Origin of the sequence: Klebsiella sp. K4 (assembly GCF_014596785.2) — a bacterium.
Taxonomy (GTDB): Bacteria; Pseudomonadota; Gammaproteobacteria; order Enterobacterales; family Enterobacteriaceae; genus Klebsiella; species Klebsiella pneumoniae.
Genome location: NZ_CP115021.1, coordinates 2,618,299 through 2,644,004, shown reverse-complemented (window position 1 = coordinate 2,644,004; position 25,706 = coordinate 2,618,299). Strand labels below are relative to the sequence as shown.

Genomic DNA, 25,706 nt, shown 5'->3' with positions numbered 1-25,706 from the left:
GAGACCGCGGGCCTGGTGGCCCGCCTTAAGACGTCACCGGAGTTAGTGATGAAAGATAAAATACTCACGATTGATGTTGGCACTGGCAGTACCCGCGCCGCTATTGTGCGCATTGACGGCGCGATGATCGGCTTTGCGCAAAGAGAGTATGAGCAAACCACGCCGCGTGCAGGTTGGTCAGAACAGGCCCCGTCTTTATGGTGGCAGGCCGCCTGCGACTGTATACGCGAGGTGCTTTACCGCTATCCTGAAACGGCAGCGCAAATTGCGGTTATTGGTGCTTGCGGACAGATGCATGGCACCGTCCTTCTGGACGACCGTGGCGAGCTGGTGGAGGATAGGGCGTTGCTGTGGAATGATAAGCGCAGCCAGCCGCAGGTGGACGCCTTTAACGCGCGCGAAGGTTGGGAAAAGTGGCTGGCGCATTTGAATAATCCGCCTGCGGCAGCATGGCCCGCTTTCAAGTTAGCCTGGTGGCGCGAAAATCATCCGGATCGCTGGTCGCAGCTCGCCAAAGTATTAATGCCGAAGGACTATATTAATTTCATGCTGACCGGTGCCATGGCGACCGATTATAGCGAAGCGTCGTGCTATTTCCTGATGGACAGCGAAACCCGTAGCTGGTCTTCGCAAGCCTGCGAAACGTTTGGTCTGCGGGTCGATCAGCTCCCGGAGCTTAAACTTTCCAGCGACATAATCGGCCAGGTGACGCAGCGCGCAGCCGACCTGACGGGCCTGCCGGCGGGTATCCCGGTGGTTGCCGGGACGTCGGATATGGCGGCCTCTCTGCTGGGCTCGGGTGTGTATGAACCGGGGATGGCGTCTGATTCAACCGGCACGTCGACGCTGATGACGGTGGTGTCGCCGCGTCCGTTACACCATCCGCTGGTTAATAATCTACATCTTGCCAACGCGGCCTGGGGCGGATTTACGATCCTCGACGCCGGCGGCGATGCCGTTCGCTGGGCGCGGCTGGCACTTGCCGATAACCAGATTACGCATCCACAGCTTTTACAGGAAGCGGCGGCGGTGCCGGCGGGGGCAGAAGGGCTGCTGTTTCTTCCCTATCTGACGGGAGAACGTCTGGCCGAACACACGAACTCGCGGGCACAGTTTTTTGGCCTGCAGCGCAAGCATCGCCGCGGTCATTTATTCCGCGCAGTTCTGGAAGGGGTGGCCTTTGCATCCTGGCGCAATCTTCGGCAGCTGCAGAAGTGCGGGCAGTATCCGCAACAAATGATCGCTTCCGGCGGCGGCGCGCGCAGCTCGCTGTGGCTTGAAATCAAAGCCGCAGCGTACAATCTGCCGATATTATCTACGCGTAATCAGGAGAATGGCGTCACCGGATGCGGTATTATCGCCGGGGTTGGCGTAGGGTTGTACGCCGATTTTGCCAGCGGCGTGCGGCAAACGGTGCAGTTCGACAAACTGATCTCACCGGATCCCCGTCTGCGGGATTATTACCACGCCTGCTGCGAGCTTTTTGATACGCTGTACCGGCAATCCGCTGCCTTATACGACAGGCTGGATGCGCTCAGCGTAGGACCCGACTGATACGCAAAGGTAAGCCAGCGCCGCTACGCGCGTAACGAGCTGTAAAAAAGAGAGAGGCAGAATGTTTGCAGAAGAAAGACAGGAGAAGTTACTCGGTATTCTCAGGGAAAAACGCAAAGTTGCTGTTTCTGAGATGTGTGACGTCTTTAATGTATCTGGCGCTACCATTCGTGCCGATCTCCGCCAGCTGGAAGAGGAAGGGTTGCTGACCCGAACGCATGGCGGAGCCGTTCTTCGTACCCGAGCGAGCTTCGAACAAGCATCGGACGCCCGCGAAATTGTCAATCTCAGCGCGAAAGAACGGATCGGCCAGCGCGCGGCGGCGCTGGTTGAGGATGGCGATATAATCGTGCTGGATACCGGTACCACGACGCTGCATATCGCGCGCAATATTCGTGACAGACAGAACGTCACGGTGGTTACCAATGATTACCAAATCGCCCGGGAGCTTGAGGCCAGTCCCTCGATTCAAACGATTCTGCTCGGGGGGATCGTTAAGAAGGGATACCACTGCGTGGTGGCGATCAACGGACGTTCCATTCTCGACACGCTAAACGTCGATAAAGCATTTATGGGCACCAATTCGCTGTCGCTGAAACACGGCGCCTGCGTGGCCGATATCATGCTGGCAGAAACGAAACGAGGCATGGTGGAACACGCCAGTCAGGTGATTATTGTCTGCGACTACAGCAAGCTGAATAACACCTCGCTTGCCCAATTTACCGCCGCAGATCGAATTGACACGGTGGTGGTGGATCGTCTGCCTGATGATGTTCAGGCGTATCGTAATGCCGGCATTCAGGTGATCTCGCTGGATGAAGAGGAGTATCTTTAGCGCGCTGCTGTGACGTTGTCACTAACCAGCGCGTCGTAAAATCCCGTCCATCAGGGCGGGGTAAAGTTTTGGGTATTAGACTCACGTGCCGGGGGGATATCGAAGACCAGGCATGGTACAGGCGGTCCAGAATTGATTAAAGCTTACCCGCTGACTTTCTCAGTTCAGTAATATCCCTCTTGGGCGATTCCCCGAACATCCGCGTATATTCCCGGCTGAAATGGGACAGGCTTTCGTAACCGACCGCATAGGCTGCTGTGGTGACATCGTAATGTTCATTCAGCATCAGTCGCCTGGCTTCATTGAGGCGCAGCCATTTCTGATACCGTAGCGGGCTCATCCCCGCAAGCTGCCTGAAATGGTGGTGGAAAGAGGGCGTGCTCATTTGCACCCGACTTGCCAGTTCCTCGACGCGTAAAGGTGATGCAATATTGGTCTTTAACCAGTCGATAGCTTTACCGATACGGTAGCCATGGCCGTCGACTGCTGCAATCTGTCTGAGATGATCGGACTGATCGCTCATCAAAAGCCGGTAGTGTATCTCTCTTTGGATCAGCGGCCCGAGAACAGGAATGGCTTCAGGTTCGTCAAGCAAAGAAAGCAGACGGCAGAAAGGCTCCAGCAAAGCATCGGTAATAGTACCTATCCCGACACTCGTTCCCGCGTCTCGTTTTTTGACCGGCGGCAGGCTTCCCTGGGCAATTAATTCCATTAGCACGCGCTGGTCAAGCTTATAGGCTACGCCGACGCAGGGCTGGGATGTCGAAGCCTGCAATATTTCCGAACTGGCCGGCAGGTCAAGAGAGGTAATCAGGAATTTTTCCGCATTATATTCATAAGGTTCACCCCCAACCCACATGATCTTCGCGCCATCGGCCACCAGAACGATACTGGGAGGGACCAGGCAGCTTACCGGGGGAGCGGGTTCGTTTCGGCGAAACAATTCGAGCCCTTCTACGGCGGTAGGGAAATCGCCGGTGCCGGGTGTGCGCTGTGCAATATCCCTCGATAGCTCACCCAGCAGTATTTCAACCGATTTGTCAGGAATCATTCTGTAATGCCCCACACTTTTGACCTCTTTTGAGGTTATCAACTTAGCAGCTATGAAAACTGAAATACACGCTTTGAGATTAGGTTCAGAGGATCAGGCAAATAATGCAGAGTATTTTAATAACACCTTTTATTAAAGACATTCAAAATAATAACTCTGAAATGAGGCAGTGTCCTGAAATCAGGGTTCACCGCGAGCAAATTTAACCCGTTCAGGTTTAAGCCATTTTTTAACTGCCACGACGGCATCGCTGCGCTTGAGAAGTGGTTTGAAGAAATTGGTACGCCAACACGTCTTGAACAGCTGAACATCAAGGAAGCAGATCTGCCCGCTATCGTTGAGAACGTCCAGATCAATGTCAAAGCGTTTGGTATCGCCAGTGATTACCGGCCGAAAGTTGTAACTGAAATACTCATGCATGTTGTCTGAAATAGGTCCCTCAATATCCAATGAAAGGTTTTAATATCATGACGCTAATATCTTCGACGCGCTTTTTTAATGGCGCACTCCTTGCCGGGGCGATGGCTCTGATTTCAACAGAAGTTGCGGTGGCCCAGCCTGCACCAGGCACAGCAGATTCTTCAGGCCGTCTGGTTCAGACGTGGGATAAAACTTTCCCAAGGAGCGAAAAAGTGGATCATCAAAAAGTTACTTTTAAAAACCGTTACGGCATTACGCTGGCCGCAGATGTGTATCTTCCAAAAGATCGCGGGAACAAGAAGCTTGCTGCGCTTGTTATTTCCGGGCCTTTTGGCGCGGTAAAAGAGCAGGCCTCGGGTCTCTATGCTCAGACTTTAGCAGAGCGCGGATTCGTGACGCTGGCATTTGATCCGTCTTATACCGGTGAAAGCAGTGGTGAACCCCGCAATATTGCTTCACCCGATATCAATACCGAAGACTTTATGGCTGCAGTCGATTTTATGGGACTACAACCTTATGTGGATCGTGAACGTATCGGTGTCATCGGTATCTGCGGCATGGGGGGGATTGCCCTGAACGCTGTTGCCGTGGATAAGCGCGTAAAAGCGGTCGTTGCCAGCACCATGTATGATATGAGCCGCGTAATGTCAAAAGGCTACAATGACAGCGTAATACCGGAGCAACGCGAGCAGGCGCTGGAGAAGATGAGTCTTCAACGCTGGGAAGATGCAGCAAACGGCAAACCGGCATACCAGCCAGCCTATAATAAACTGAAGGGCGGTGAAGCACAGTTCCTCGTGGACTATGCGGACTACTACATGACTAAACGCGGCTATCATCCCCGAGCCGTCAACTCTGGCAATTCATGGTCCGTGACAACGCCGATGGCCTTTATGAATTTCCCGCTCATGACCTATATTAAGGAAATTTCTCCGCGCCCGATCCTGTTCATCCATGGTGAAAAGGCGCATTCGCTTTACTTCTCCAAAACGGCTTATGAAGCGGCAAATCAGCCAAAAGAGCTGCTGATTGTAAAAAATGCTACCCATGTTGATTTATATGATCGTATGGACAAGATCCCGTTCGATAACATCACTGCATTTTTCAACAAAAATCTTAATAAATAAGCCATAGCACCGTCCGGTGTTTTCAGATGCAGTGTCTGTGGGACAAACGACAGATACTGCTCTCTTAGCATGGGGTGTTGGGTATTCTATTGTTACTGATAAAGCTGGCACTAATTCCTGATGCGATATTAATTTCCGAATATTATCGAGTTAATCCTGCGACAGAAAAAAGCAACCGCATATGAAAGAGGAGAGGTATATGTACTGGAACCCTGAAGTATTAACAAGAATAGATGCGGCCGACGACCTGAAAATCGCACCGTATCATCCCGATATGAATACGACCGGTACGCCGACATGGATATGGGAAGTGAAGGTGGACAACCGACTTTTCGTCCGAGCCTATAGTGGTATCCGTTCAAAATGGTATCAGGCTGCATTGTCCCAGCAGGCAGGTAAGATACTGGCTATCGGACAGGAATTCGACGTACTGTTCGCAAAACCCTCGGACCCTGAGCTTGAAAGTAAAATTGATCAGGCTTACCTGAAAAAGTAGTCCGGCAGCAGCTATGTTTCCGCAATGACAGGGATACGCGCCAGGGCAGCCACGATTGAGATTCTACCTTCGTGATGTCCTGTCAAAGTGATGCTGCCTGTACTGTGAGGCAAAATCTACCTGTTTAACGTTCATCTCCCTGAAACTGAAGGCACGTATGAAACCACTCTTTCCGAGCCTTCAGGTTTTTACATCCTTTTGTTGACTTATTCTGTAAAAAGATTACTTTTCAGGACATGAAAAAGATACTTATTATTGTACCCGATGGCGGCATGCTGTTTGAATCCGCCGGTATTGCTGACATTCTGATGCAGGCCAACCGCCTGCACCCGGAAGGTGCCCGGGAAATCTGCTACCAGGTCAAGCTAGCGACAACTCAACCGCATCAGGTTATCCATGGTCAGTCAGGTTTAAATCTGCTGGCCGACCATCGTCTGCATGAGATTGACCCTCGCGAGCCCCTCGATACCATCATGATTACCGGCAGAGGTCAAAACCCGCAGGAGGGGATGGCGGTGGTTGACTGGTTGCGCCTTGCCGCTCCCCATGCCCGCCGCATAGTCTCCATTTGCGGCGGTGCGATGCTGCTGGCGCAAACCGGACTGCTGGACGGCAGACGGGCCACTACCCACTGGAAGCTGCTGGAAACCATGCAGGCGGAATTCCCGCAGATCCGCGTCGAGGGCGGGCCGCTCTATATTCAGGACGAACATATCTGGACCTCTGGCGGGGTCAGTTCCGGCTTTGATCTTACGCTGGCGCTGGTTGAAGAAGACTATGGCTTCAGCCTGGCGCGCGATATCGCCCAGGACTTCGTCATGTATCTGCGTCGCCCGGGAGGCCAGCTGCAGTTTAGCCGCTATAACCTTCAGCAGACCGCCACCCAAGGCCCGATTAACGATCTGCTGGCGTGGTTGCTCGAAAACCTCACCGCCGACCTCAGCGTAGATAAGCTGGCGGAAAAAGTCGCCATGAGTCCGCGAAATTTCACCCGCGTCTTTACCCGGGAAACCGGCGCTTCGCCAGCGCGGTACGTCGCGGAAGCCCGCCTGGCCGCCGCGCGGCAGCGTTTGGAGCAGACTCACGAGACGCTGGATCGTATCGCCGAGCAAACGGGATTTGGCAGCAGTATTAACCTGCGACGCTTGTTTGAGAAACAGCTTAACCTCACTCCAGGTGAATATCGTCAACGATTTCACTGTCGCAAAATGGCGTAAAGTGATCCTTTTTTGTCATTTACGCCATAACCCGTCCGTCCTACTCTGACTCCAGCGATAATCGATAAGGAGTTAATTATGGTAAAGGTCGGTATTAACGGTTTTGGCCGGATCGGACGCAATGTACTGCGCGCAGCACTGAATAATCCGGATATTCAAATTGTGGCAATCAACGATTTGACGGACAGCAAAACGCTGGCGCATCTGCTGAAATACGACTCGCTTCTCGGTAAGCTGGATGCAGAGGTCACCGCGGGTGAAGGGGGGCTTGTTGTTGATGGTAAACCCATTACCGTATTCAGTGAACGCAACCCGGCCAGTATTCCGTGGCGTCAGTGTGAAGTCGACATCGTTATTGAGGCTACAGGATTATTCACGGACCGTGAAAAGGCTGCTGTACATATCCACAGCGGTGGCGCCAAGCGCGTGATTATCTCTGCCCCGGGTAAAAACGATGATTTAACCATTGTGATGGGCGTTAATGAGAGCCTTTACTCCCCGGATAAACACTACGTGATCAGCAACGGAAGCTGCACCACCAATGGTCTTGCACCTGCTGCACAGGTCCTGCACCAGCATTTCGGTATTAAGCATGGTCTGATGAACACCACCCATGCCTACACCAACAGCCAGGCGCTGCACGATCAGCCGGAAAAAGATCTGCGCGGGGCTCGCGCCGCCGCATTGTCGATTGTGCCTTACTCCAGCGGCGCAGCGAAGGCTCTGGGTAAAGTTATTCCTGAGCTGGATGGGCGTTTAACGGGATACTCGCTACGCGTCCCTGTGCCAGTGGTGTCCACTGTTGACCTCACCGTCACGCTTGAGCGAGATGTGACGGTCGAAGAGGTGAACAATGCTTTTCGCGAAGCCGCCGCAGCGGGACCTCTGAAAGGGATCCTGGGTTATAGCGATGAACCGCTCGTCTCCAGCGATTACCAGGGAGACCCACGCTCGTCGATTATCGACGGTCTATCAACGCTGGTGATTGGCGGTAATATGGTCAAAATTCTGGCGTGGTACGACAATGAATGGGGATTCTCTAATCGTCTCGTTGATCTGGCATTGATGATGGCAAAGCGTGAAAGCTAATCCACTGTGTGTTGTATTCATCTGTAAAAGTATAAGCAGTTCAGCTGGATGAATAGTGGCTCGAGTATCATTCATAGATGAAACATAACAAATCTTTCTGACCGCGATATAAAAGCATAAATGCCCGGGAGAGCATTTATGCTTTTTCGGCGATGAACGGAATTGCGATATGTTGTAGTCAGGTGCTCCCTGGTGGTAGCTAATCACCAGATACAAGGGAAGGGGGAGGTGAGGCAGAGCCTGTCAACATGGAAGCCGGCTGCGTTGGGCTTCAGTACACCATTCAACTTCAGCTGGCGGTTCTGTTTATGGTCGCGATGGCACTCGCCATTTGAGTGCGGAAAACGAAGCTGGCATCTTTTTGATAATCACGTCTGTGGCTGATCAAGCCCGGTTGATACACACTGCAGGCGGCGCGCTATCAAATGAGCATTTCATCTGGCATCCCGTGACGCGTTCGGTCAGAAAATGCAACAGCAGTAAGATATGCCGGACAGTACAAGCAGCAGGTGTGGCTGAATGAATTTCCCTGGCTTTTACTGAAGGAGAACAGGCTGTAGTGGGCGAAGTGATTGTTAAAAGCCATGCTTGATTTATCACCTCGAACATTTTGCCTTATAGCGCAGCATTCACGTGCATGAAAGGAATGACGGTCATAGTGTTGATGTGGGAAGAGGCAGCTATCAAAGATGACGTTATTGAGTACGACATTGCATTTAACATAATCTTTATTATGCGCACCTGTATTGTAGGGGCTCAATAGTAATGTCCGCCTGTGGCTCAATTCAGATGTCCGCGTTATGGTAAGCTTCACTGGTCCGTTTAAACTACCGGGAGGCATATCATGAGCGCAGAAAGCTCAGGAGTGTTTACTTTGAAAGAGATCAACCGGGTTAAGATTATACAGGACGTCATCGAACGCCGCATCACAACGCGTCGTGCGGCCGAGCACCTTGGTATCAGCGACAGACAATGCCGCCGTCTTCTTGCTCGTTACCGTGAAGGCGGTCCGCTTGGTATGGCCAGCAGACGATGTGGCATGCGTGGTAACCGTCAGTTGCCTCCCGGGCTCGCAGACGAGGCTCTGGAACTGATCAAGACGCGTTATGCTGATTTCGGTCCAACTCTCGCGCGTGAAAAGCTCGAAGAGCTCCACGGACTGTTTCTTGGCAAAGAAACAGTCCGGCGCATCATGGTCCGGGCTGGTTTATGGATCCCCCGTAAACAACGCGCCGCAAGGATCCCTCAACCACGGTACCGGCGTCCTTGCACTGGTGAACTGATACAGATTGACGGCTGTGATCATGACTGGTTTGAAGGCCGTGGCCCGGCCTGCACAGCGCTGGTCTACGTTGATGATGCAACCAGCAAACTGATGGAACTGTTGTTTGTTAAATCGGAGTCCACGTTTTCTTACTTTGAAGCCACGCGGCGCTATATTGATAAGCATGGTAAACCGCTGGCACTGTACAGCGATAAAGCTGGTGTTTTTCGTGTTAACAATAAACACGCCACAGGCGGAGACGGACATACTCAGTTTGGGCGAGCCATGCATGAACTGAACATCCAGACTATCTGTGCAGAAACCAGCCCCGCCAAAGGGCGTGTAGAACGTGCTCACCTGACTTTACAGGATCGTCTGGTAAAAGAACTGCGGTTACAGGGCATTTGCTCAATGGAGGCTGCAAATGACTTCGCTGAGGCCTATATGGCTGACTATAACCGCCGTTTTGGCAAAGTACCGCGACATGATTTTGACGTACACCGTGCTGTAGAACATGATGAAGACTTGGAGCTTATTTTCACTGTTCGTGAAAAACGTAAAGTCTCAAAATCGTTGACGATACAATATGATAAAATGTTGTACCTGATTGAAGACAGCGAGCTGAGTCGCCGTGCAATAGGTAAATATATCGATGTGTATCACTATCCTGATGGCAGAAAAGAGCTGCGCCTGAACGGTACGTTACTTCCCTACTCTACTTACGACCGACTGTCAGAAATCGACCAGGGCGCGATTGTCGATAACAAGCGTCTTGGCCGAACCCTGGAGTTTATCAGTCTGGTGCAGAGCAAGCGGGATAACACGCGCTCTCAGTCAATTCCCGCTGGTGATGGCCCTTCCCGACGACGGCCAAAGCAGGAAGGGAAGAAATCCCAGCGCTCACTGGATAATGATGACATGCTCGAAGCACTCAAACAGCTTCAGTCACGTTCAGAGGATATTTTTGGTAAAAGAGCCCGCTGATGGTACTCACTGACCGGACGGTTGTTGCTCACCAGTTGATATTGTCCGGCCAGACCCATGATGTATTATTCATTTCGTTCAGCATCTTTATGTCCTGCTTTTCACGGGCATACTTACCCCATAATGAATCAAAAGAGCGAACAATACTGATTAACTGCTTTTTTCTTTGCTCCGGAGATAAGCTGATAAAATAGCAGCACCTGCTGTCAATATTATCCTCAATGAAATTAAAATCAGAGTCTGATGCATATTTTGCTGTTTGCATAATATCATTCGACGTTGTTCGGTCAGACTCTGTTAATGCTGATTCTATCAGGTATTCAAAGGCATACATGACAGACAGCTGGTTTTTGTCTGTCTGAATATAACCCATTGAGTTTCTGAGTATTGAGGACTGAACCAGGACCAGAGGCCATAAAATCTCAACACCATAAAGCTTATATGTATCATGTTGATCATACTGATGTTGCTCAACACGACGATTACCTTCCCGCGCTTTACGAATATCATAGGCAAGGGATAACATAAATCCGTCTTTAACTTTAATCAGTGGGCTTTCATCCACGATGTAATGAACGAGTTCGTGCAATTCATTCAGGGCTTCTGAATCTCCCCACAGTATAAAACCTGCATTGTTCGGCGTTAACTCGTATCGAAGCATGAGATCAATCATCCTGTTGTTTCAGTCGAAGGAAAGTCTATCAGCAAAGAGAATCTGAGATCAAAGTGGACATTTTAATTGAGCCGGATAAAGGACATTTCAATTGAGCTTTGACACATGTTGTAGTAGCTAAATTGAGATATCCGCCTCTGACCAAATAGACATGTCCGCGCTACAGTCTCACCACAGCGATCACTGCTTTCAAAGATAGTTTCCCAATCAAAGGATTCTGATGACGGATCATGCACCGGCATTTTTACTTTGGATGAAGTTAACCGACTCTAAATCATTCATGACGTTGTCGACCGGCGTCTGACCACTCAGATGGCCGCGCAGCGCCTGGGTATTCCCGATCGCCAGTGCCGACGCCTTCTCTCGCGTTACAATCAATCAGGCCCACTGAGTATGCCTAACCGCCGTCGTGGATAACCCAGCAATAACCAGCTGCCTGATGGTCTTGCCCGGTACGCACTCAATATTATCCGCGAACGCTATACCGACTTTGGGCCTAGGCTGGCATATGAGAATGTTGTCTACTTGTGAAAAAAACTCATAACACCATTCAATGGCGCATGCTGGTTCCCTTCATACCAGTGCAATACCCTGTCACAAACATAATTGCTGGCAATAAAAGAAGGAACACCGAATGAAGTATGTGAATCTGGGTCGTAGCGGGTTGAAAGTTGACGGGATCATTCCCCCGCTTCCGGATACGCCGCCTTCCCTCACGCCGCCTTCAGCGATCCAGAACTGTTAACACCCTGCCCTGGCCCGGCGTTGCCGGGTCTCCCAGACCACTCATTCCCGGTCACTGATGTGAAAAGGGAAACGGTGCCGGCGCGAATGCGCCCGATCGAAAAATCATCGCTCCACCAGGTTCGGTCCCGCTGTTAGCGACAATAAACAACTAGCGATGCCCGGGGCGGATCGCCAGGCTTGTCGATTTAAGGTTACGGCCTTTGTCGCGGTCAGGCAGCACAATTTGCCCAATAGGCAGTCCGTTGCGGTTGAAGACCATGACGCGGCCCTGGCCTGAGATGACCACATATACATTGCCTTCGCTGTCGACACGGGCCCCGTCTGGCGCCGGCCCGGTGAACTGATAGGTAACAACTGAACCAAACGGGGCGACCGTGGTGGCGTCTGACAGTCTTACGCGATGAAGCCTGTTTTTAGCGTGTTCTGTGGCCCATATCTGAGAGCCGGCGGGGTCAATCGCTATGCCGTTCCCGACCGCTAGTCCAGGCAGGATGGCATGAATTGACCCGACATTGGGACTAACGTAGAACACCCCACCCTGTGGATCGGCTGAATTTCCCCGGCTGTCAGTGAAATAAAATCCGCCCTGATTATCAAAGACCAGATCGTTGACAAGAAATCCAGTATCAGGGGCAACAATCATCTGCTCACGGGTGCCGTTGGGTTCGATAGCCCGGACAGAACCTCGCTGCATATCGCCCACCGAGGCGATAAAGATCCGTCCATCCTTGTGTACCGCCAGGCCGGAAGCACCGAATGAATTCTCCTTAAGGACAATGGAAAGCTGCCGCTCCGGGGTGAGCTTAAACACGCGCCCCGTCGCCACATCAACAAACAGCAGGTTATTGTTCCGATCGAACACGATCCCTTCGAGCACGAGCGACGCCTGTGAAACGTTGAAGTACGGCTGGGCCTCCACGGTCTGAAGAGAACGCTCCCAGGGCGGTATGGGGACGGCACTACATGTAAGCGCGTTATGATTTAGTCCATTCATGTGGTTTATCCCCGGCAATAATACAGAGGGAGACTTCACCTGCAGTCTCCCTGTGACAGCAGGTATTAACTTTTATCAAACTGACTTTCGGTAAACGGATCGGCGCGACCGCCCTGCAATGGGATTTTGGCAAGCGCCGCATCGATTTCGCGTAGCTCGCTGTCCGTCAACCGGACTTGCGGTGCGCCGCTGTTTTCTATCAGGTGCGGATATTGCGTCGTACCCGGGATTGGGACAATCCAGGGCCGCTGGGCCATTACCCAGGCCAGCGCGAACTGAACCGGAGTGGTGTTTTTGCGACGGGCCCACGACTGCGCAAATTCAAGCAGCACCATGTTTTTGGCCAGGGCATCGGGCTGGAAGCGTGGCAGGTTATGCCGCCGATCGGTGCTGTCGAACCGCTGGCTTGGATTGACTGCTCCGGCAAGGAAGCTGCGGGCAGTCGGGCAGTAAGGTACGAAACCGATACCCAGCTCTTCGAGCGTTGGAAATATCCGCGTCTCTGGTTCCCGCCACCACATGGCATACTCACTCTGCACCGCAGTCACAGGGAGTACCGCATGTGCGCGGCGAATTGTCCTGGCACTCGCTTCCGACAGTCCCCAGTGTTTCACTTTACCCTCCTGGATCAACGCCTTCACGGTTTCCGCCACATCCTCGATCGGCACATTCGGATCGGGGCGATGCTGATAGAGAAGATCGATGTGGTCCGTTTTCAGACGCTTTAGCGAGCCTTCTACGGCACGGCGGATATGGTCAGGATGGCTGTTAAGGGAAGTGGGCTTCCCCTCCTCCACGCCGAAACCGAACTTGGTGGCAATCACCACACGATCGCGAACAGGGGCCAGTGCTTCCCCGACAAATTCTTCACTGAGATGGGGGCCGTAGACCTCGGCAGTATCAAAGAACGTGATACCTTGTTCGAAGGCTGCCCGGATAAGCGAAACCATGGCTTTACGATCGCGCGGACCTCCGCCGTAATAACCCACCATCGGCAGGCACCCGAGTCCCATGCTGGACACCTCCAGCGAGCCGAGTTTACGCGTGGTTAAGGTTTCCTTCCGGACGGGAGCAGCATCCGAAGGGGCGTTCGGCGTGTCCTGACCAGCCGGTTTCGCCATCACGGCGCCGCTCCTGCCAAGGGTGGTTGCGGCCAACGCCAGACCGGCGCCGGCGATCAGAAAATTGCGCCGGTCCCGGGAAGCGGGTACGGCAGCAGAAGGCTGGTCATGCATCATCTTGCTCATAAACTGGAACTCCCTATAACGAAGAAAGGATTCATTAATTGGTCATTACCAGGCATAAGCCTGGGGCGCTTCTCCCCCGGGGCCGGGCCAGATTTCGTCGAGACAGCTCATGGTGTCGTCTGATAGCGTGACTGTCGTTGCGTGAAGCGCCTGCTGGAGTTGTTCGACCGTACGAGGCCCAATCAGTGGAGCGGTAACGACAGGATTCTGCAGGAGCCACGCCAGGGCCACATCGGAGGGGGTTTCGCCGAGGTCCTCACATAATCCCTCGTAGGCTTCCAGCTGCGGACGATACTGTTCGATTAGACGGGCAAACGCGGGCCTGGCACGGCGCCCGCTTGCCATCTTTTTCAGTACGCCGCCAAGCAGCCCTCCGGCAAGCGGGCTCCAGGGGATCAACCCCAGGCCAAAATGGCGGCATGCGGGAATGACCTCCAGCTCAACAGTTCGGGCAGTCAGATTGTAAAGACTTTGCTCGGCGACCAGGCCCAGGAAATGACGGGCCGTGGCGACTGACTGCGCAGTCGCAATGTCCCAGCCCGCGAAATTGCTGCTACCGATATAAAGAACCTTTCCCTGCTGAACAAGCAGTTCCATGGCCTGCCAGATCTCTTCCCACGGCGTATGACGATCGATGTGATGCATCAGATAGACGTCAATATGGTCGGTCTTAAGCCGTCGCAAACTGTCCTCGCAGGCTTTGCGAATATGGTAAGCAGAAAGCCGGCGATCGTTCGGGCCCGGTCCCATAGGCTGATAGACTTTTGTCGCCAGAACGATGCGTTCACGGCGGCCACCCTGCTGAAGCCAGCGACCAATAATTTCCTCGGACAGCCCCGAGCCTTGCTGGATATCGGGAGATTGTTCAGTGCCATACACGTCTGCTGTATCAATGAAATTGATACCCGCCTCAAGCGCCTCATCCAGAATGCGGGCGCTGGTCTTCTCGTCGGTGACGTCACCAAAATTCATGGTTCCGAGACAAAGGCGGCTGACTTTCAGGCCGGTGCGGCCAAGATGCGTATAGTTCATAAACGGCTCCGTTAGATGAGTGTTCCGCCCTGGCCTACCAGCCAGAGCGCATGATTTTCAAGAATAACGAAGCACAACGTGTACAGTGAGTGGACGTGCATGAATGGACTTGTGAAAAAAATTCAGCAACGGATTAGCCCTAATCGGTCTAAGGTGTATATCATTTCTTCATCAACGCATTCGGGTTTTAACGCCGCATAAGGAAAACTATTCTGTATGCAAATAAGCAGAGCTGATGTTGCCGATCTTATTTATTTCATGGCGATTGCACGTCATCGCAGCTTCAGCCGTGCGGCAATTGAACTAGGCGTCAGTGCATCAGCGCTGAGTCATGCCCTGAAGGGGCTGGAAACCCGGCTTGGGGTTCGCCTGCTTAATCGCACGACCAAGAGCGTCACCCCTACGGCAGCCGGCGAGGAACTGGTTCAGTCTGTTCTTCAGCCTTTCGACACCATAGAAGGCGCGCTTGAATCGCTTAACCGGTATCGCAATACCCCTACCGGACGTATCCGCATCAATGCAGCCGTTGAAGCGGCAAATCTTTTGCTTGCGCCGGTCATGCCCGCTTTTATGGATCGCTATCCCGATATTGAAATCGATATTGTGGCCAGCAACCGTATGGTTGACGTGACTGATGCGGGCTTCGATGCCGGCATCCGCTACGGTGGCACCGTCCCGGAGGACATGGTTGCCCGGCGTTTATCTGCCGATATTCGCTGGGTTATCGCGGCCTCCCCTGATTACCTGGAACGCTACGGAACGCCTGAACATCCGGATGATTTATTACACCATCGCTGCATCAGCAATCGTCTCGGTGACGATCGGGTTTATCGCTGGGAACTTGCGCGAGACGGCGAAACATACCAAATGACGGTGCCAGGCTCAGTGACGGTCAATCATGCCGAAACGGGTCTGGTGGCCGTATTGGGCGGGGCTGGCCTGATGTATTTTCCGGAGCCTCTTGTTGCACCCTATGTCAAGGATGGACGGCTCCGTCTGGTGCTTACGGAATGGTCCCCACTGGAGGAAGGTTTTCATATCTATTATTCAAGCCGCCGGCAATTGCCGACCGGGCTTCGCCTTCTGATTGAGTTCATACAGGAGGCCAGGCCGCTGGGGTTGTGAAATAGTGCCTCCATACTGAACGATGCGTTATCGGCTTTATCGCCCCGTCGCTTATTCAGAATGCTCAGTTGCAGGAAGCCGCAGGGAGTCTGCAAGGCGTGCTGTTTGCTAATAATGGATAAACAAGAGGTAACGCTGTGAAAAATTACAAAAAAACATGGTTTGTAGTTTATTTGAAGGCTAGCCCAGGTGACCCGCATCAATAAGCGCCATACGAAGATGTTTCTGAATGAAATCCGCTTTATAAATGCTGTATCGGTGGCTGTCATTTTCACATAATAACATCGCGCTTTTTTTCATTAAAGCGTACTGAATGGCTACGTCATTGTGTTTAATAAGGTAATCACGGAATGCCAGGTGTTTTATGATTTGAGCATCCCCGGTGGCAAACGCATGGATATGATGACTACGCTGATTTCCACCTTTTGTAAAGTACCTACGATTTAAAATGCCGTTTTCACCACGCACAGTATATCCTATACCCTCCATTGCCTGATTCAAACTGTCCAGTTCTTCAAGATTAGCAACTTCGATTAATATATCTATTACTGGCTTAGCTGATAATCCAGGCACCGAGGTGCTACCAATATGATGAATCCGGGATATCACTTTACCAAGCGTCATCTGCAACAGAGTACGTTCGTTCTCAAATAAAGCCGGCCACATCTCATCATAATCAACTACAGTCAATATTCGCATGTTCAACAGTCACACCTTTTAAGGAAATTTAAGCAGTCACAATAACATAAATCGCCTCTGCTGACTTGAAGGCATTTATAATCTGTATCTGTCCTCATAATTTTCAACCATCGTCTGACAAGATGCCCTAAACCCCTTTGTAGTGCTCTTTATTCAGACCATACTTCTTCATTCTGAGATAAAGTTTTTTACGCGGTATCAGCAGATACTCCGCCACCTCATTAATACGTCCCTGGTGGATATTCAGCGCTTCGGTGATGATCTGCCGTTCGACGTCCTCAACCCGCTGATCCAGCGGCGTCGGCTCGCCGATGTGCATCAGCGGATTAACCGTTTCTGCAAGTGGTAATACCCCCACTGCAAACAGCTCGGCGGCGTTCGCCAGTTCGCGAACGTTATTTGGCCACACCCGGCGCATCATCCCCTTCAACAGACCAGCATCCACCTCCGGGACGGGATGATTCAGCCGTTGACAGGTTTTTTGCAAATAGTGATGAAACAGCGGCTCGATATCATCAGGTCGCTTTGACAGAGGCTGGCAGCCAATTTGCGTCATCGCAAAGCAGTAATAGAGTTCCGCCACTATCTGGCTGCTGGCGGCCAACTCCACCAGCGAAGCGCTACCGATACCAATCAGGCGAAAAGGCCGCTTCTCATGACTCTGCAGCTGTACCAGCTGATGCTGTTGCTCGTGAGTCAGATGCTCGGGGTGACTTAAGACTAGCGTCCCGCCCTGGGCCTGGGCGATCAGTTCATTAAGCGTATGGGCGTTAGCCGGAGTCAGCTCGCAGGCGATAAACGGACCTTCAGCGTGCCGTCCTAACTGGTGCAGGTAACGCGCGCCGGTCATGCGGCCGGTTCCCGGCTCGCCGTAAAGCCATACCGCAATATCCGTTTCTGCCAGCTGCTGAAGGCGCTGGCGATACCGAACCGTCCATTGGCTGCGGCCAATAAGCTCAACCTGTAATTTTTGCTGACAATACTGGCGACGGGCGATAACCGATTGCCTCTGACGCAGCGCGGCGTCCACCAGCGTGAGCAGCTTGCCCGGATCGATCGGCTTTTGCAGGAAATCCCAAGCCCCTTTTTTCACCGCCTCCACCGCCATCGGCACATCGCCGTGACCGGTGATAAGCAGAATCGGCAGCAGATCGTCATCCTGATGAAACAACGTCATTAAATCGATACCGGAGCAGCCGGGCATGCAGACATCGCTTAAAACGATGCCGGGCCAGTCCTTCGGCACCTGCTCCCGCGCATCAAACGGATTATTACAGGCACTGACATGATACCCCGCTTGCTCAAGCAGCTGCGTATAGGCATCCAGCACATCGGCATCATCGTCAATCAGCAGAATCGAACAGTTATTACTCAACATCTTTTACATCCGTCAAATTGAATTCCAGCACCACGCAGGCACTGCGTGTAAAGGTCGACGCCAGGCGCAACGCCCCTTCCATTTGCGTCATCAGCGAAACACATATCGAAAGCCCTATTCCGAGCCCCACGGTTTTACTGGTAGTGAACGGCTTTAACAGCGAAGGGAGTAAGGCCGCAGGCCAGCCAGGGCCGTTATCGGCAATCAACACGCACAGCCTTCCGCCCTGGATTTGCCAGCTCACGGTGATTTGCGCGGCGTGCGGGCAGGCGTCGAGGGCATTGGACAGCACGTTCACCAGCACCTGATGGACGCGCACTTCGTCCCCCTGGATCCAGACAGTGTCATCCGGTATCACCAGCGTCCCCTGCTGAGGCTTATGACGCATCGCCAGCAGTTCCCACGCCACGGTAAACGTCTGACGCAAATCGACCGGATGCAGCGGCGTTTCCAGTTCTGCGCGGCGGGTAAACTGGCGCAGGGAGCGGATAATCGCGTCAATGCGGTTGATCAGCCCTTCTGCTTTGCTTAACGTCGTCCGCGCCTGCTCCGCCTGTCCCTGTTCGATCGCCCTTCCCGCCGTAAAAAGATACATCGACAGCGCGTTCAGCGGCTGATTAATCTCATGCGCCAGGGTGGTCATCGTCTGTCCCACCACCGCCAGTTTAGCGGTCTGGATCAGCTCGTCCTGCGTGGCGCGCAGATCGGCCTCAATCGCTTTTCGCTCGCCAATCTCCTGTTCCAGCTGCTGTTTTTGCGCATTAAGCTGACCCAGGGTATGACGAAGCAAACCGGCAATACGTCCCAGCTCGTCGCGCCCGTAAACCGGAATGGTCGCCTCGGTCCGGCCCAGACCAATCTGCACCACCGCCTGATTCAGCGCGGTAAAGCGTTTCACCAGCCGCGAGCGAATAAAATAATGGTTTAGCCCCCATGCCAGCAGCAGCGCCAGCAAGGTCGCCACCAGGATTAACCCGCCGCTGACCCGGACAATCTGCGCCATACGCTGATTAAACATCTGCATCTGCTGGTGACTGCTGCCAAGCTGGGCTTCCAGCAGCGTTCTGAAGCGCCCCAGCGTCGCTTCTCTGGACCGGCTGGCTTCCACGAGCGCTTGTTGCGCGCTAACATAGTCGCGCATGGTATCCGGCATATTATTTTTCACCATGCCAATTTCCAGCAGCTCATCTATCGTTTGTCGCAGGGTAATGGTGCTCGGCCAGTCATCCAGCGCACGGATATTTTCATCCGCCGTTTTTTTCAGGTTTTCAAGATAGCGGATATGCGTCTCCACCAGCATGCCGTCATCATTCCCGGATTTCAGTTCATTGAGCCTGTCGCGCAGGTCGTCAACGATCTGATTTTCAATACGAGCCAGGGTATAGACCTGCTGCTGTTCATTCTGCACTTCCCGGGCGCGTTTCAGATACTGCCTCGCATCCCCCTGTCGGGCTTCAATCTGATCGAGCAGCGTTCCCTGTTGCCAGGTAAAATCCTGCACCAGCGAATTCAGCTCGGTGGTGAAATCATCGTGCAGCCAGTCGATCCGCGCCGCAAGCTCTCCCACCTTTTCACGAACCAGAAACATGTTGTAGAGCACGCGATCCAGTTCCGCCAGCAGCGCGCGGCTGTCCTGCAATATCACCCCCAACTGCTGGCGTTCTGCCGGCGACAACCCCTGACTTAGCCGTTCTATTTTGTCCAGATGCTGGATAATCTGGTTGCGCAGCTGCAGTCGTACCGTGGTATTTGGCGCCAGCAGAAATTCATTGAGCTGATCGACCACCAGGTTGAGATTCCCTTCAATCAGAAAAGCCGCATGGATGCGCGGAAAATACTCATCCAGCGAATAGCGGATCTGCGAACTTTGTTCATGCCAGGAATAGAGGCTTACGCTGCTGACAATCAGCGTAAGCAGCGCCCCCGTCAGAAATGCCCCGCGCAGACTGCTACTGATACTGATTTGCCGCAGGCGTTGCAGCATGGACCTGTCCGTCATTTCAGTTCTTCCAGTTTAGTAATCGCCTGCCGCTGGTTGTTGAGAAACCAGAGCTGCCACTCCATCATCTGCTGTTCCGCAAAACTTTTGTTGTCGAACTGAGCCAGCCAGGCTTCATCCTCGCTGCTGGCCGGATCCACCGGGACACGGGTGAGCAGCGCCCGTATCTCGGGCAGCGGACGCTTAAGACGGACCTCCGCGCTATGCAGCGCTCGCCAGGCGTCTTTGAGCTGGGCAAGACGAAAGCTAATCGCCGTATCAAACATCCGCTGAACCAAACGCTGACGTTTGAGGATCAATCGATAGTTTAATGGCGGTTGATTCATCAGCATCGCCTGCTGCGCCGCCCGTGGATTGCCTGGCGCCAGCGGTGTTACCGGATACTTCCCGGTATTAGCGTCGGCGAGGATCGTCTGGCCCTCCGGACTTAACAGATAGCGAATAAACCGCCGCGCTTCGCTGGCGTGCTGGCTGTTTTTAAGCACTGCGACATAGGTCGGCGAAACCGCCGACTGCGGGAAATAGATAAAAGCCAGGTGCGGATCGTTCAGCAGCAGATTGGCGTAATTATCAATCACCGGACCAGCCACGCCCAGGCCGCTTTTAATCTTATCTGCCACCCCAAAGCTGCGGGATGAAATGGTCACGAGATTTCCCGCCGTCGTCAACAGCGTTTCCCATCCTTTAATCCAGCCTTTTTGTTGCAGCAGCGACTCCACCATCAGATGGTTAGTATCCGAACGCGACGGACTGCTCATCAGCAGCGCCCCCTGATAACGGGGATCGGTCAGGTCATCCCAGTCCGCTGGCGCAGGCAGATGCCGGGTCATCAGTGCCAAGCGATTCATCAGCAAACCGAACCCGGAGATCGCCACGGCCACGGAGGTGGAGCGAATGGATTCCGGCACCAGATGTTGGCTGACTGCCGGCGCACCGCTGAACGGCGCCAGTTTTTGATGCTCCTGAAGATGCTGCAGCAGCATCGGCGACGAAGTCAGGATCAGATCGACATTTTCGGCATTTGCTGTATCAAGCAACTGTTCCAGCGAGGCGCTGGTGCGGTTGAGCGTCCTTATCATCACCGACCCCGGCTCTTTCTGCCAGCGGTCGATAATCCACACGGTGGCGCTGGGAGAAAATGTCGTCGCCATCACCAGCTCATTGCCTTGCGCCGCACAGGGTCTCAGCCATGCGGTCAGCAGCAGCAGCGCGAACATTTTGCTCACTATCCTGCCCCCACGAAGAAATATGTTTGTGATCCCGTTCATAAATATTGAAATACCGTAAAAACCGCGTTGAGACAAAACTTACCCGTTTATGACATCTGGTGAATTAATCGCCGCGAGCGAAAAAATAGTCAAACGGGCGTCCGGGAATATCGGGAAAGATTACCAGATAATGATTAGGCAATTTGTTAGTGTCCGCACAAGCCGGACATAAAATCAGCGCAAAATTAATTACGCAAAATCTCGCTCATGCCAGATGGGTCAAAAACAACCCGTCCCTGCATTATTTTGAGTCAATTTTGACTCATTTCGACGATTTGAATTTTTTAGCCGCTTATTTCACCCTTCGGGGTAATTACTCCTGATGTTCATATCAATATAAATACAGGTGACGACATGTTATCATTATTAAAAAAAGGCCCGTCGGCGAATAAAGTTCCTGCTGAGAAAATTCAGGCAACCTATGGTCGATACCGTATGCAGGCGCTGCTAAGCGTATTTCTGGGATACCTGGCGTACTATATCGTGCGCAATAACTTCACCTTATCCACGCCCTATCTGAAAGAACAGTTAGACCTCAGCGCCACGCAGATCGGTTTGCTCAGCAGCTGTATGCTCATCGCCTACGGGATCAGTAAAGGCGTAATGAGCAGCCTCGCGGATAAAGCCAGCCCGAAAGTCTTTATGGCCTGTGGCCTGGTGCTGTGCGCTATCGTCAACGTCGGGTTAGGATTCAGTACCGCATTCTGGGTCTTCGCTGCGCTGGTTGTCCTGAACGGCCTGTTTCAGGGTATGGGGGTCGGCCCCTCTTTTATTACTATTGCGAACTGGTTCCCGCGCCGTGAGCGTGGCCGCGTAGGGGCGTTCTGGAACATTTCCCATAACGTCGGCGGCGGAATTGTCGCCCCGATCGTCGGCGCCGCATTCGCCATTCTCGGCACCGAGCACTGGCAGAGCGCCAGCTACATTGTACCGGCCTGCGTGGCGGTGGTATTCGCCATTAGCGTACTGGTGCTGGGTAAGGGTTCGCCGCGCGAGGAAGGTCTGCCTTCGCTGGCAGAGATGATGCCGGAAGAGAAAGTGGTGCTGAAGACCAAACACGGCCAGAAAGCGCCGGAGAACATGAGCGCATTTCAGATCTTCTGTACCTACGTACTGCGTAACAAAAACGCCTGGTATGTCTCCTTTGTGGATGTGTTTGTCTATATGGTGCGTTTCGGCATGATCAGCTGGCTGCCAATTTACCTGCTGACGGTGAAACATTTTTCCAAAGAACAAATGAGCGTCGCATTCCTGTTTTTTGAGTGGGCGGCGATTCCGTCTACTCTGCTGGCCGGCTGGCTCTCCGACAAGCTGTTTAAAGGGCGCCGGATGCCGTTAGCCATAATCTGTATGACGCTAATCTTCATCTGTCTGATCGGCTACTGGAAAAGCGAATCGCTACTGATGGTCACGGTATTCGCGGCGATTGTGGGCTGCCTTATTTATGTCCCGCAGTTTCTGGCCTCGGTCCAGACCATGGAAATCGTCCCCAGCTTTGCCGTCGGTTCAGCCGTGGGTCTGCGCGGATTTATGAGCTATATCTTTGGCGCATCGTTAGGCACCAGCCTGTTCGGCGTAATGGTCGATAAAATGGGCTGGCACGGCGGGTTCTATCTGCTGATGGGCGGGATCGTCTGCTGCATACTCTTCTGCTACCTCTCTCATCGCGGCGCGCTGGAACTTGAGCAACAGCGTAAAATCACCGAGCAGGAAGAGGCCCGGCTGGCACTGGCTGACGCACAGTAAGCGCCTGAAAGAGCCAGCTTGCTGGCTCTTTTGCCGTTGATAGAGGAATAGATGTCCGCGGCGGCTTCCGACAGCGGTATAAAGCAAGTATTCCTGCCATCACTGATGTTGCTGCTGAGTGGCCTACTTCGCCGGGATAATCAGCACCTGACCCGGATAGATTTTGTCGGGATGGGTCAGCATCGGTTTATTGGCTTCAAAAATGCGTTGATACTCATTGGCCGAGCCATACATCGCTTTTGAGATTGCGCTCAGAGTGTCACCGGATTTGACCGTGTAAAAACGACTTTCCGCCCCGCTTTGCGTCACCTTAACGCCGTCACTGACCTGGCCTACCCCAGTGACATTCCCGACCGCAACCAGAATTTTTTCCTTATCCTCCTGCGAAGCGACATCACCAGTGACCGTTGCTGTGCCATCTTCCGCAACATCAATATTGACCTTTTCGGCGCCAGGCAGATTAAGTCCATCGATATGTTTTTTCAGCTTTTCAGCCCGATCTTCTTTACTGTCGCCGGAGACGGCATCCCATATTTTCTCGCCCGCTTCTTTCACAAAATTTAATAATCCCATCTTTCCATACCTCCACGACTGTTACATGAACACATGTTCCTCGGCCCCGTTGACCCAATGTTCGGGATATTGGTTTTGATATCCACCATCGCGACAACTGCTTGAGGCAGCACAAGCTGCCATCAAAGTATAATCAATGAGCATCAAAGTGCAGGAAATTTGCCATGGTATGGCAGGAAAGTCTGTATTCCGGCAAGGCGACACCGGATGAAAGCGGGCATTGCCCCCCGGGAAGATGAAACCGGAGATTACCGCCGACTCATGGCCAGCTTCGCGGCAAACAACAGAAACAGGCAGCCGGTCGTTCGGTCCATCCATTTCACTACGGCCGGTTTTTTCAGGATGCCGGCGGCATAGCGAGTGGCGGTAATCAGCGTTAACGACCACAGCGTCCCTATCAATACATGGATGGTGACCAGGAGAAAGGTCCAGCTGATCGGTGAATGCCCGGCAGGGATAAACTGGGGCAAAAACGAAACGTAGAAGACGCCCATTTTGGGGTTAAGCACATTCCCCAGCATCCCACGCAGAAACCAGTTACTCGTGGAATCTGATTCGGCAGGGTGGGTGTTAAATTGCTGGCGTGGTCGCAGGAGCAACTGGATGCCCAGCCAGCAAAGGTATCCTGCTCCGCACCATTTCAATAAGGTATAAGCCAACTCAGAAACCGCCAGTAGCGCACCTAAACCAAAGGCCACCAGCGCGCCCCAGATAAAGCACCCGAGATCGATGCCTAACGCGGCATGCAAGGCTTTGCGTCCCCCTTCAGCAGTCGCCGTGCGGAGAATAAGAGCAGTATCAAGACCTGGCGTCAGGGTAAGCAGTGTAGCAGCGAGGGTGTAAGCAAGAAGTGAATCAGTGACGAGCATTTCCTGTCTCCGAAAGAGACAAGGCTACTGAAGGGTTCACATTTTTGCAACAAGATTATTTCCCCTGATCTTCTGCTTACCCTGCTCCATTTTTCTTCGGGGATGACAGATGCAAAGAGTAGCCCATGACTAAGTAATGCTTAGTCATGGGCTGATGTTCTTACAGGAAGAGCTTAATGTTGATTTAAAATAACCCTGGGATACGTTAGCTCACTTTAATATCATCCAGGTCGATATCCTCTTCTTCGTAATCATTATCAACAATCACGTCGCGAGGGATATCTTTTTTGATGACGGCATAGACCGTGGCGGTAACAACGATATTCACCAGCAGGGCCATGATGCCTGCCATCGGATGTGACATCGTGGGGATCATCAGTACTCCGCCAAAAGGAACCGTCGCATCCGCACCATAGACCATGGTGACCGCCCCGCCGCACGCGCCGCCGATAGCCGCCGCCGCGATACCGCGCACAATATCATTCATGACGATCGGGATAGAACCCTCAACGATATTCACAATCCCCATCGGAACCGCTGATTTTAAGGTTTCCACTTCTTCACGGTTATAGATATTTTTACGCAGCAGTTTGGCAATAAAGAAAGCCAGGCCAAATCCGATAGGCGTAGCGGTGTTAACTAACTGAAGTGCGGTAATGGGTTCATTTATCCCCTGCGCCTGCAGGGTCAGCACGAAAGCAAAGCATGTCTTATTCAGCGGGCCGCCAAAGTCAATGATACACAATGCGCCTATGGCTGCGCCTAACACCAAATTCGAAGACGTGCCCATGCTTCTCAGGAAAGACGTAAGCGCTTCCGTAAAGATACCGATAGGCGTACCGATGATATAGACCATAATCAGGCAGCTGATAATGGAGGCAAAAAAGGGAACGATCAGCGTCGGCATCAACCCGCGGGCCCAGTCAGGCACCTTGACGTTTTTAATGATCGCCAGCGCAATATACCCCGCAATATAGCCACCAATCATCCCACCGATAAAGCCTGCGCTTATAGTATTCGCCGCCAGCCCGACGACAAATCCTGGCGCGATGCCTGGTTTGCCGGCAATCGAGCCAGATATTCCCACGGCAATCACCACCGGCAACAGCCCAAGCGCCTTGGCGCCCAGGGTGGCCATCGCCTGCCATACATCAAATTGTCCCGGAGTTAACGTGTCCTGCACCGTTCCGCCAAGCCCCATACCGATGGCGATAATAAACCCAGAACCACAGACAATGGGGATCAGAAACGAGATAGCGGTCAGCAGATGTCCTTTAGGGTTTGCTGCTTGCCATATTTGTTTTAGAGACATAAGTCAC

23 protein-coding genes and 2 pseudogenes are annotated in these 25,706 nt (G+C 52.8%); 10 read left to right on the top strand and 15 right to left on the bottom strand.

Going from position 1 to position 25,706, the window contains the following annotated elements; translation table 11 throughout:
- The first annotated feature begins 48 nt into the window (after nt 1–48).
- Together IB144_RS13185 and IB144_RS13180 are read left to right on the top strand one after the other, a co-directional pair.
- Complete coding sequence (locus IB144_RS13185) at nt 49–1,554, top strand: FGGY-family carbohydrate kinase (protein WP_004891963.1); 1,506 nt, start codon at nt 49–51, stop codon at nt 1,552–1,554.
- Between the two features lie 61 nt (nt 1,555–1,615).
- Nucleotides 1,616–2,389: a DeoR/GlpR family DNA-binding transcription regulator gene (locus tag IB144_RS13180; RefSeq protein ID WP_004213051.1), complete on the top strand. Its 774-nt coding sequence runs from the start codon at nt 1,616–1,618 to the stop codon at nt 2,387–2,389.
- A 136-nt stretch (nt 2,390–2,525) separates the two neighbouring features.
- Here IB144_RS13180 and IB144_RS13175 read toward each other — a convergent pair whose 3' ends face one another.
- Together IB144_RS13175 and IB144_RS13170 are read right to left on the bottom strand one after the other, a co-directional pair.
- Nucleotides 2,526–3,440: an AraC family transcriptional regulator gene (locus IB144_RS13175; protein WP_004199872.1), complete on the bottom strand. Its 915-nt coding sequence runs from the start codon at nt 3,438–3,440 to the stop codon at nt 2,526–2,528.
- 180 nt (nt 3,441–3,620) lie between these two features.
- Nucleotides 3,621–3,860 (bottom strand): hypothetical protein, encoded by a 240-nt coding sequence (locus tag IB144_RS13170; RefSeq protein WP_002904864.1) that lies wholly within the window; start codon nt 3,858–3,860, stop codon nt 3,621–3,623.
- A gap of 29 nt (nt 3,861–3,889) precedes the next feature.
- Here IB144_RS13170 and IB144_RS13165 point away from each other — a divergent pair, with 29 nt between their 5' ends.
- The 4 genes and pseudogenes from IB144_RS13165 to gap all read left to right on the top strand — a co-directional run bounded on the left by IB144_RS13165 (nt 3,890) and on the right by gap (nt 7,789).
- On the top strand, nt 3,890–4,987 hold the full coding sequence (locus tag IB144_RS13165) for an alpha/beta hydrolase (protein WP_040224161.1): 1,098 nt from the start codon (nt 3,890–3,892) through the stop codon (nt 4,985–4,987).
- Nucleotides 4,988–5,186: 199 nt separating this feature from the next.
- Nucleotides 5,187–5,558 (top strand): annotated as a pseudogene (locus IB144_RS13160) (DUF2255 family protein).
- 161 nt (nt 5,559–5,719) lie between these two features.
- Nucleotides 5,720–6,700 carry a helix-turn-helix domain-containing protein gene (locus IB144_RS13155; RefSeq protein WP_002904870.1) on the top strand — a complete coding sequence of 327 codons (981 nt, stop codon included), beginning with the start codon at nt 5,720–5,722 and terminating at the stop codon, nt 6,698–6,700.
- Between the two features lie 78 nt (nt 6,701–6,778).
- Nucleotides 6,779–7,789: a type I glyceraldehyde-3-phosphate dehydrogenase gene (gene gap / locus IB144_RS13150; RefSeq protein WP_149358909.1), complete on the top strand. Its 1,011-nt coding sequence runs from the start codon at nt 6,779–6,781 to the stop codon at nt 7,787–7,789.
- A 421-nt stretch (nt 7,790–8,210) separates the two neighbouring features.
- On the opposite strand, the gene IB144_RS13145 is transcribed toward gap, so the two are convergent.
- Nucleotides 8,211–8,375, bottom strand: coding sequence for a hypothetical protein (locus IB144_RS13145; protein ID WP_065888686.1), 165 nt, complete (start codon nt 8,373–8,375; stop codon nt 8,211–8,213).
- Between the two features lie 258 nt (nt 8,376–8,633).
- On the opposite strand from IB144_RS13145, the gene IB144_RS13140 reads away from it, so the two are divergent.
- Entirely contained in the window at nt 8,634–10,037 is a 1,404-nt protein-coding gene (locus IB144_RS13140) for an ISNCY-like element ISKpn21 family transposase (RefSeq protein ID WP_004883460.1), read from the top strand.
- 28 nt (nt 10,038–10,065) lie between these two features.
- Here the strand turns inward: IB144_RS13140 and IB144_RS13135 are convergent, their stop codons facing one another.
- Together IB144_RS13135 and IB144_RS13130 are read right to left on the bottom strand one after the other, a co-directional pair.
- The gene (locus IB144_RS13135; protein WP_004883463.1) at nt 10,066–10,698 is read right to left on the bottom strand and encodes a hypothetical protein; all 633 of its coding nucleotides are present in this window, start codon (nt 10,696–10,698) and stop codon (nt 10,066–10,068) included.
- 240 nt (nt 10,699–10,938) lie between these two features.
- Complete coding sequence (locus IB144_RS13130) at nt 10,939–11,058, bottom strand: hypothetical protein (protein WP_223168828.1); 120 nt, start codon at nt 11,056–11,058, stop codon at nt 10,939–10,941.
- Between IB144_RS13130 and IB144_RS13125 the strand changes: the two genes are divergently transcribed.
- Nucleotides 11,023–11,127 (top strand): helix-turn-helix domain-containing protein, encoded by a 105-nt coding sequence (locus IB144_RS13125; RefSeq protein ID WP_077257447.1) that lies wholly within the window; start codon nt 11,023–11,025, stop codon nt 11,125–11,127. The genes IB144_RS13130 and IB144_RS13125 overlap by 36 nt on opposite strands.
- A gap of 379 nt (nt 11,128–11,506) precedes the next feature.
- Here the strand turns inward: IB144_RS13125 and IB144_RS13120 are convergent.
- From IB144_RS13120 to IB144_RS13110, 3 genes and pseudogenes are all read right to left on the bottom strand, one after another.
- Nucleotides 11,507–12,451 (bottom strand): annotated as a pseudogene (locus IB144_RS13120) (SMP-30/gluconolactonase/LRE family protein).
- Nucleotides 12,452–12,516: 65 nt separating this feature from the next.
- A complete protein-coding gene (locus tag IB144_RS13115) occupies nt 12,517–13,698 on the bottom strand; it encodes an aldo/keto reductase (RefSeq protein WP_004891956.1) in 1,182 nt (393 codons plus the stop codon).
- A gap of 45 nt (nt 13,699–13,743) precedes the next feature.
- Nucleotides 13,744–14,730 carry an aldo/keto reductase gene (locus IB144_RS13110; protein WP_134894705.1) on the bottom strand — a complete coding sequence of 329 codons (987 nt, stop codon included), beginning with the start codon at nt 14,728–14,730 and terminating at the stop codon, nt 13,744–13,746.
- Nucleotides 14,731–14,946: 216 nt separating this feature from the next.
- Between IB144_RS13110 and IB144_RS13105 the strand changes: the two genes are divergently transcribed.
- Nucleotides 14,947–15,855 carry a LysR family transcriptional regulator gene (locus tag IB144_RS13105; protein WP_002904893.1) on the top strand — a complete coding sequence of 303 codons (909 nt, stop codon included), beginning with the start codon at nt 14,947–14,949 and terminating at the stop codon, nt 15,853–15,855.
- A gap of 180 nt (nt 15,856–16,035) precedes the next feature.
- Here IB144_RS13105 and IB144_RS13100 read toward each other — a convergent pair whose 3' ends face one another.
- The 4 genes from IB144_RS13100 to pgtC form a co-directional block, all read right to left on the bottom strand.
- Complete coding sequence (locus tag IB144_RS13100) at nt 16,036–16,554, bottom strand: GrpB family protein (RefSeq protein ID WP_032446046.1); 519 nt, start codon at nt 16,552–16,554, stop codon at nt 16,036–16,038.
- Nucleotides 16,555–16,681: 127 nt separating this feature from the next.
- Entirely contained in the window at nt 16,682–17,932 is a 1,251-nt protein-coding gene (pgtA, locus tag IB144_RS13095) for a two-component system response regulator PgtA (protein ID WP_002904899.1), read from the bottom strand.
- On the bottom strand, nt 17,922–19,916 hold the full coding sequence (gene pgtB, locus IB144_RS13090) for a two-component system sensor histidine kinase PgtB (protein WP_074177545.1): 1,995 nt from the start codon (nt 19,914–19,916) through the stop codon (nt 17,922–17,924). The genes pgtA and pgtB overlap by 11 nt, the downstream gene beginning before the upstream one ends.
- Before the next feature lie 11 nt (nt 19,917–19,927).
- A complete protein-coding gene (pgtC, locus tag IB144_RS13085; RefSeq protein ID WP_040215994.1) occupies nt 19,928–21,148 on the bottom strand; it encodes a phosphoglycerate transport regulator PgtC in 1,221 nt (406 codons plus the stop codon).
- 405 nt (nt 21,149–21,553) lie between these two features.
- Here pgtC and pgtP point away from each other — a divergent pair, with 405 nt between their 5' ends.
- Nucleotides 21,554–22,945, top strand: coding sequence for a phosphoglycerate transporter PgtP (gene pgtP, locus IB144_RS13080; RefSeq protein ID WP_004184088.1), 1,392 nt, complete (start codon nt 21,554–21,556; stop codon nt 22,943–22,945).
- A 123-nt stretch (nt 22,946–23,068) separates the two neighbouring features.
- Here pgtP and lysM read toward each other — a convergent pair whose 3' ends face one another.
- From lysM to IB144_RS13065, 3 genes are all read right to left on the bottom strand, one after another.
- Entirely contained in the window at nt 23,069–23,518 is a 450-nt protein-coding gene (gene lysM / locus IB144_RS13075; RefSeq protein ID WP_002904908.1) for a peptidoglycan-binding protein LysM, read from the bottom strand.
- Nucleotides 23,519–23,766: 248 nt separating this feature from the next.
- Nucleotides 23,767–24,387: a LysE family translocator gene (locus IB144_RS13070; protein WP_004176141.1), complete on the bottom strand. Its 621-nt coding sequence runs from the start codon at nt 24,385–24,387 to the stop codon at nt 23,767–23,769.
- Nucleotides 24,388–24,592: 205 nt separating this feature from the next.
- Complete coding sequence (locus IB144_RS13065) at nt 24,593–25,699, bottom strand: PTS fructose transporter subunit IIC (RefSeq protein ID WP_040216000.1); 1,107 nt, start codon at nt 25,697–25,699, stop codon at nt 24,593–24,595.
- Between the last annotated feature and the right edge of the window lie 7 nt (nt 25,700–25,706).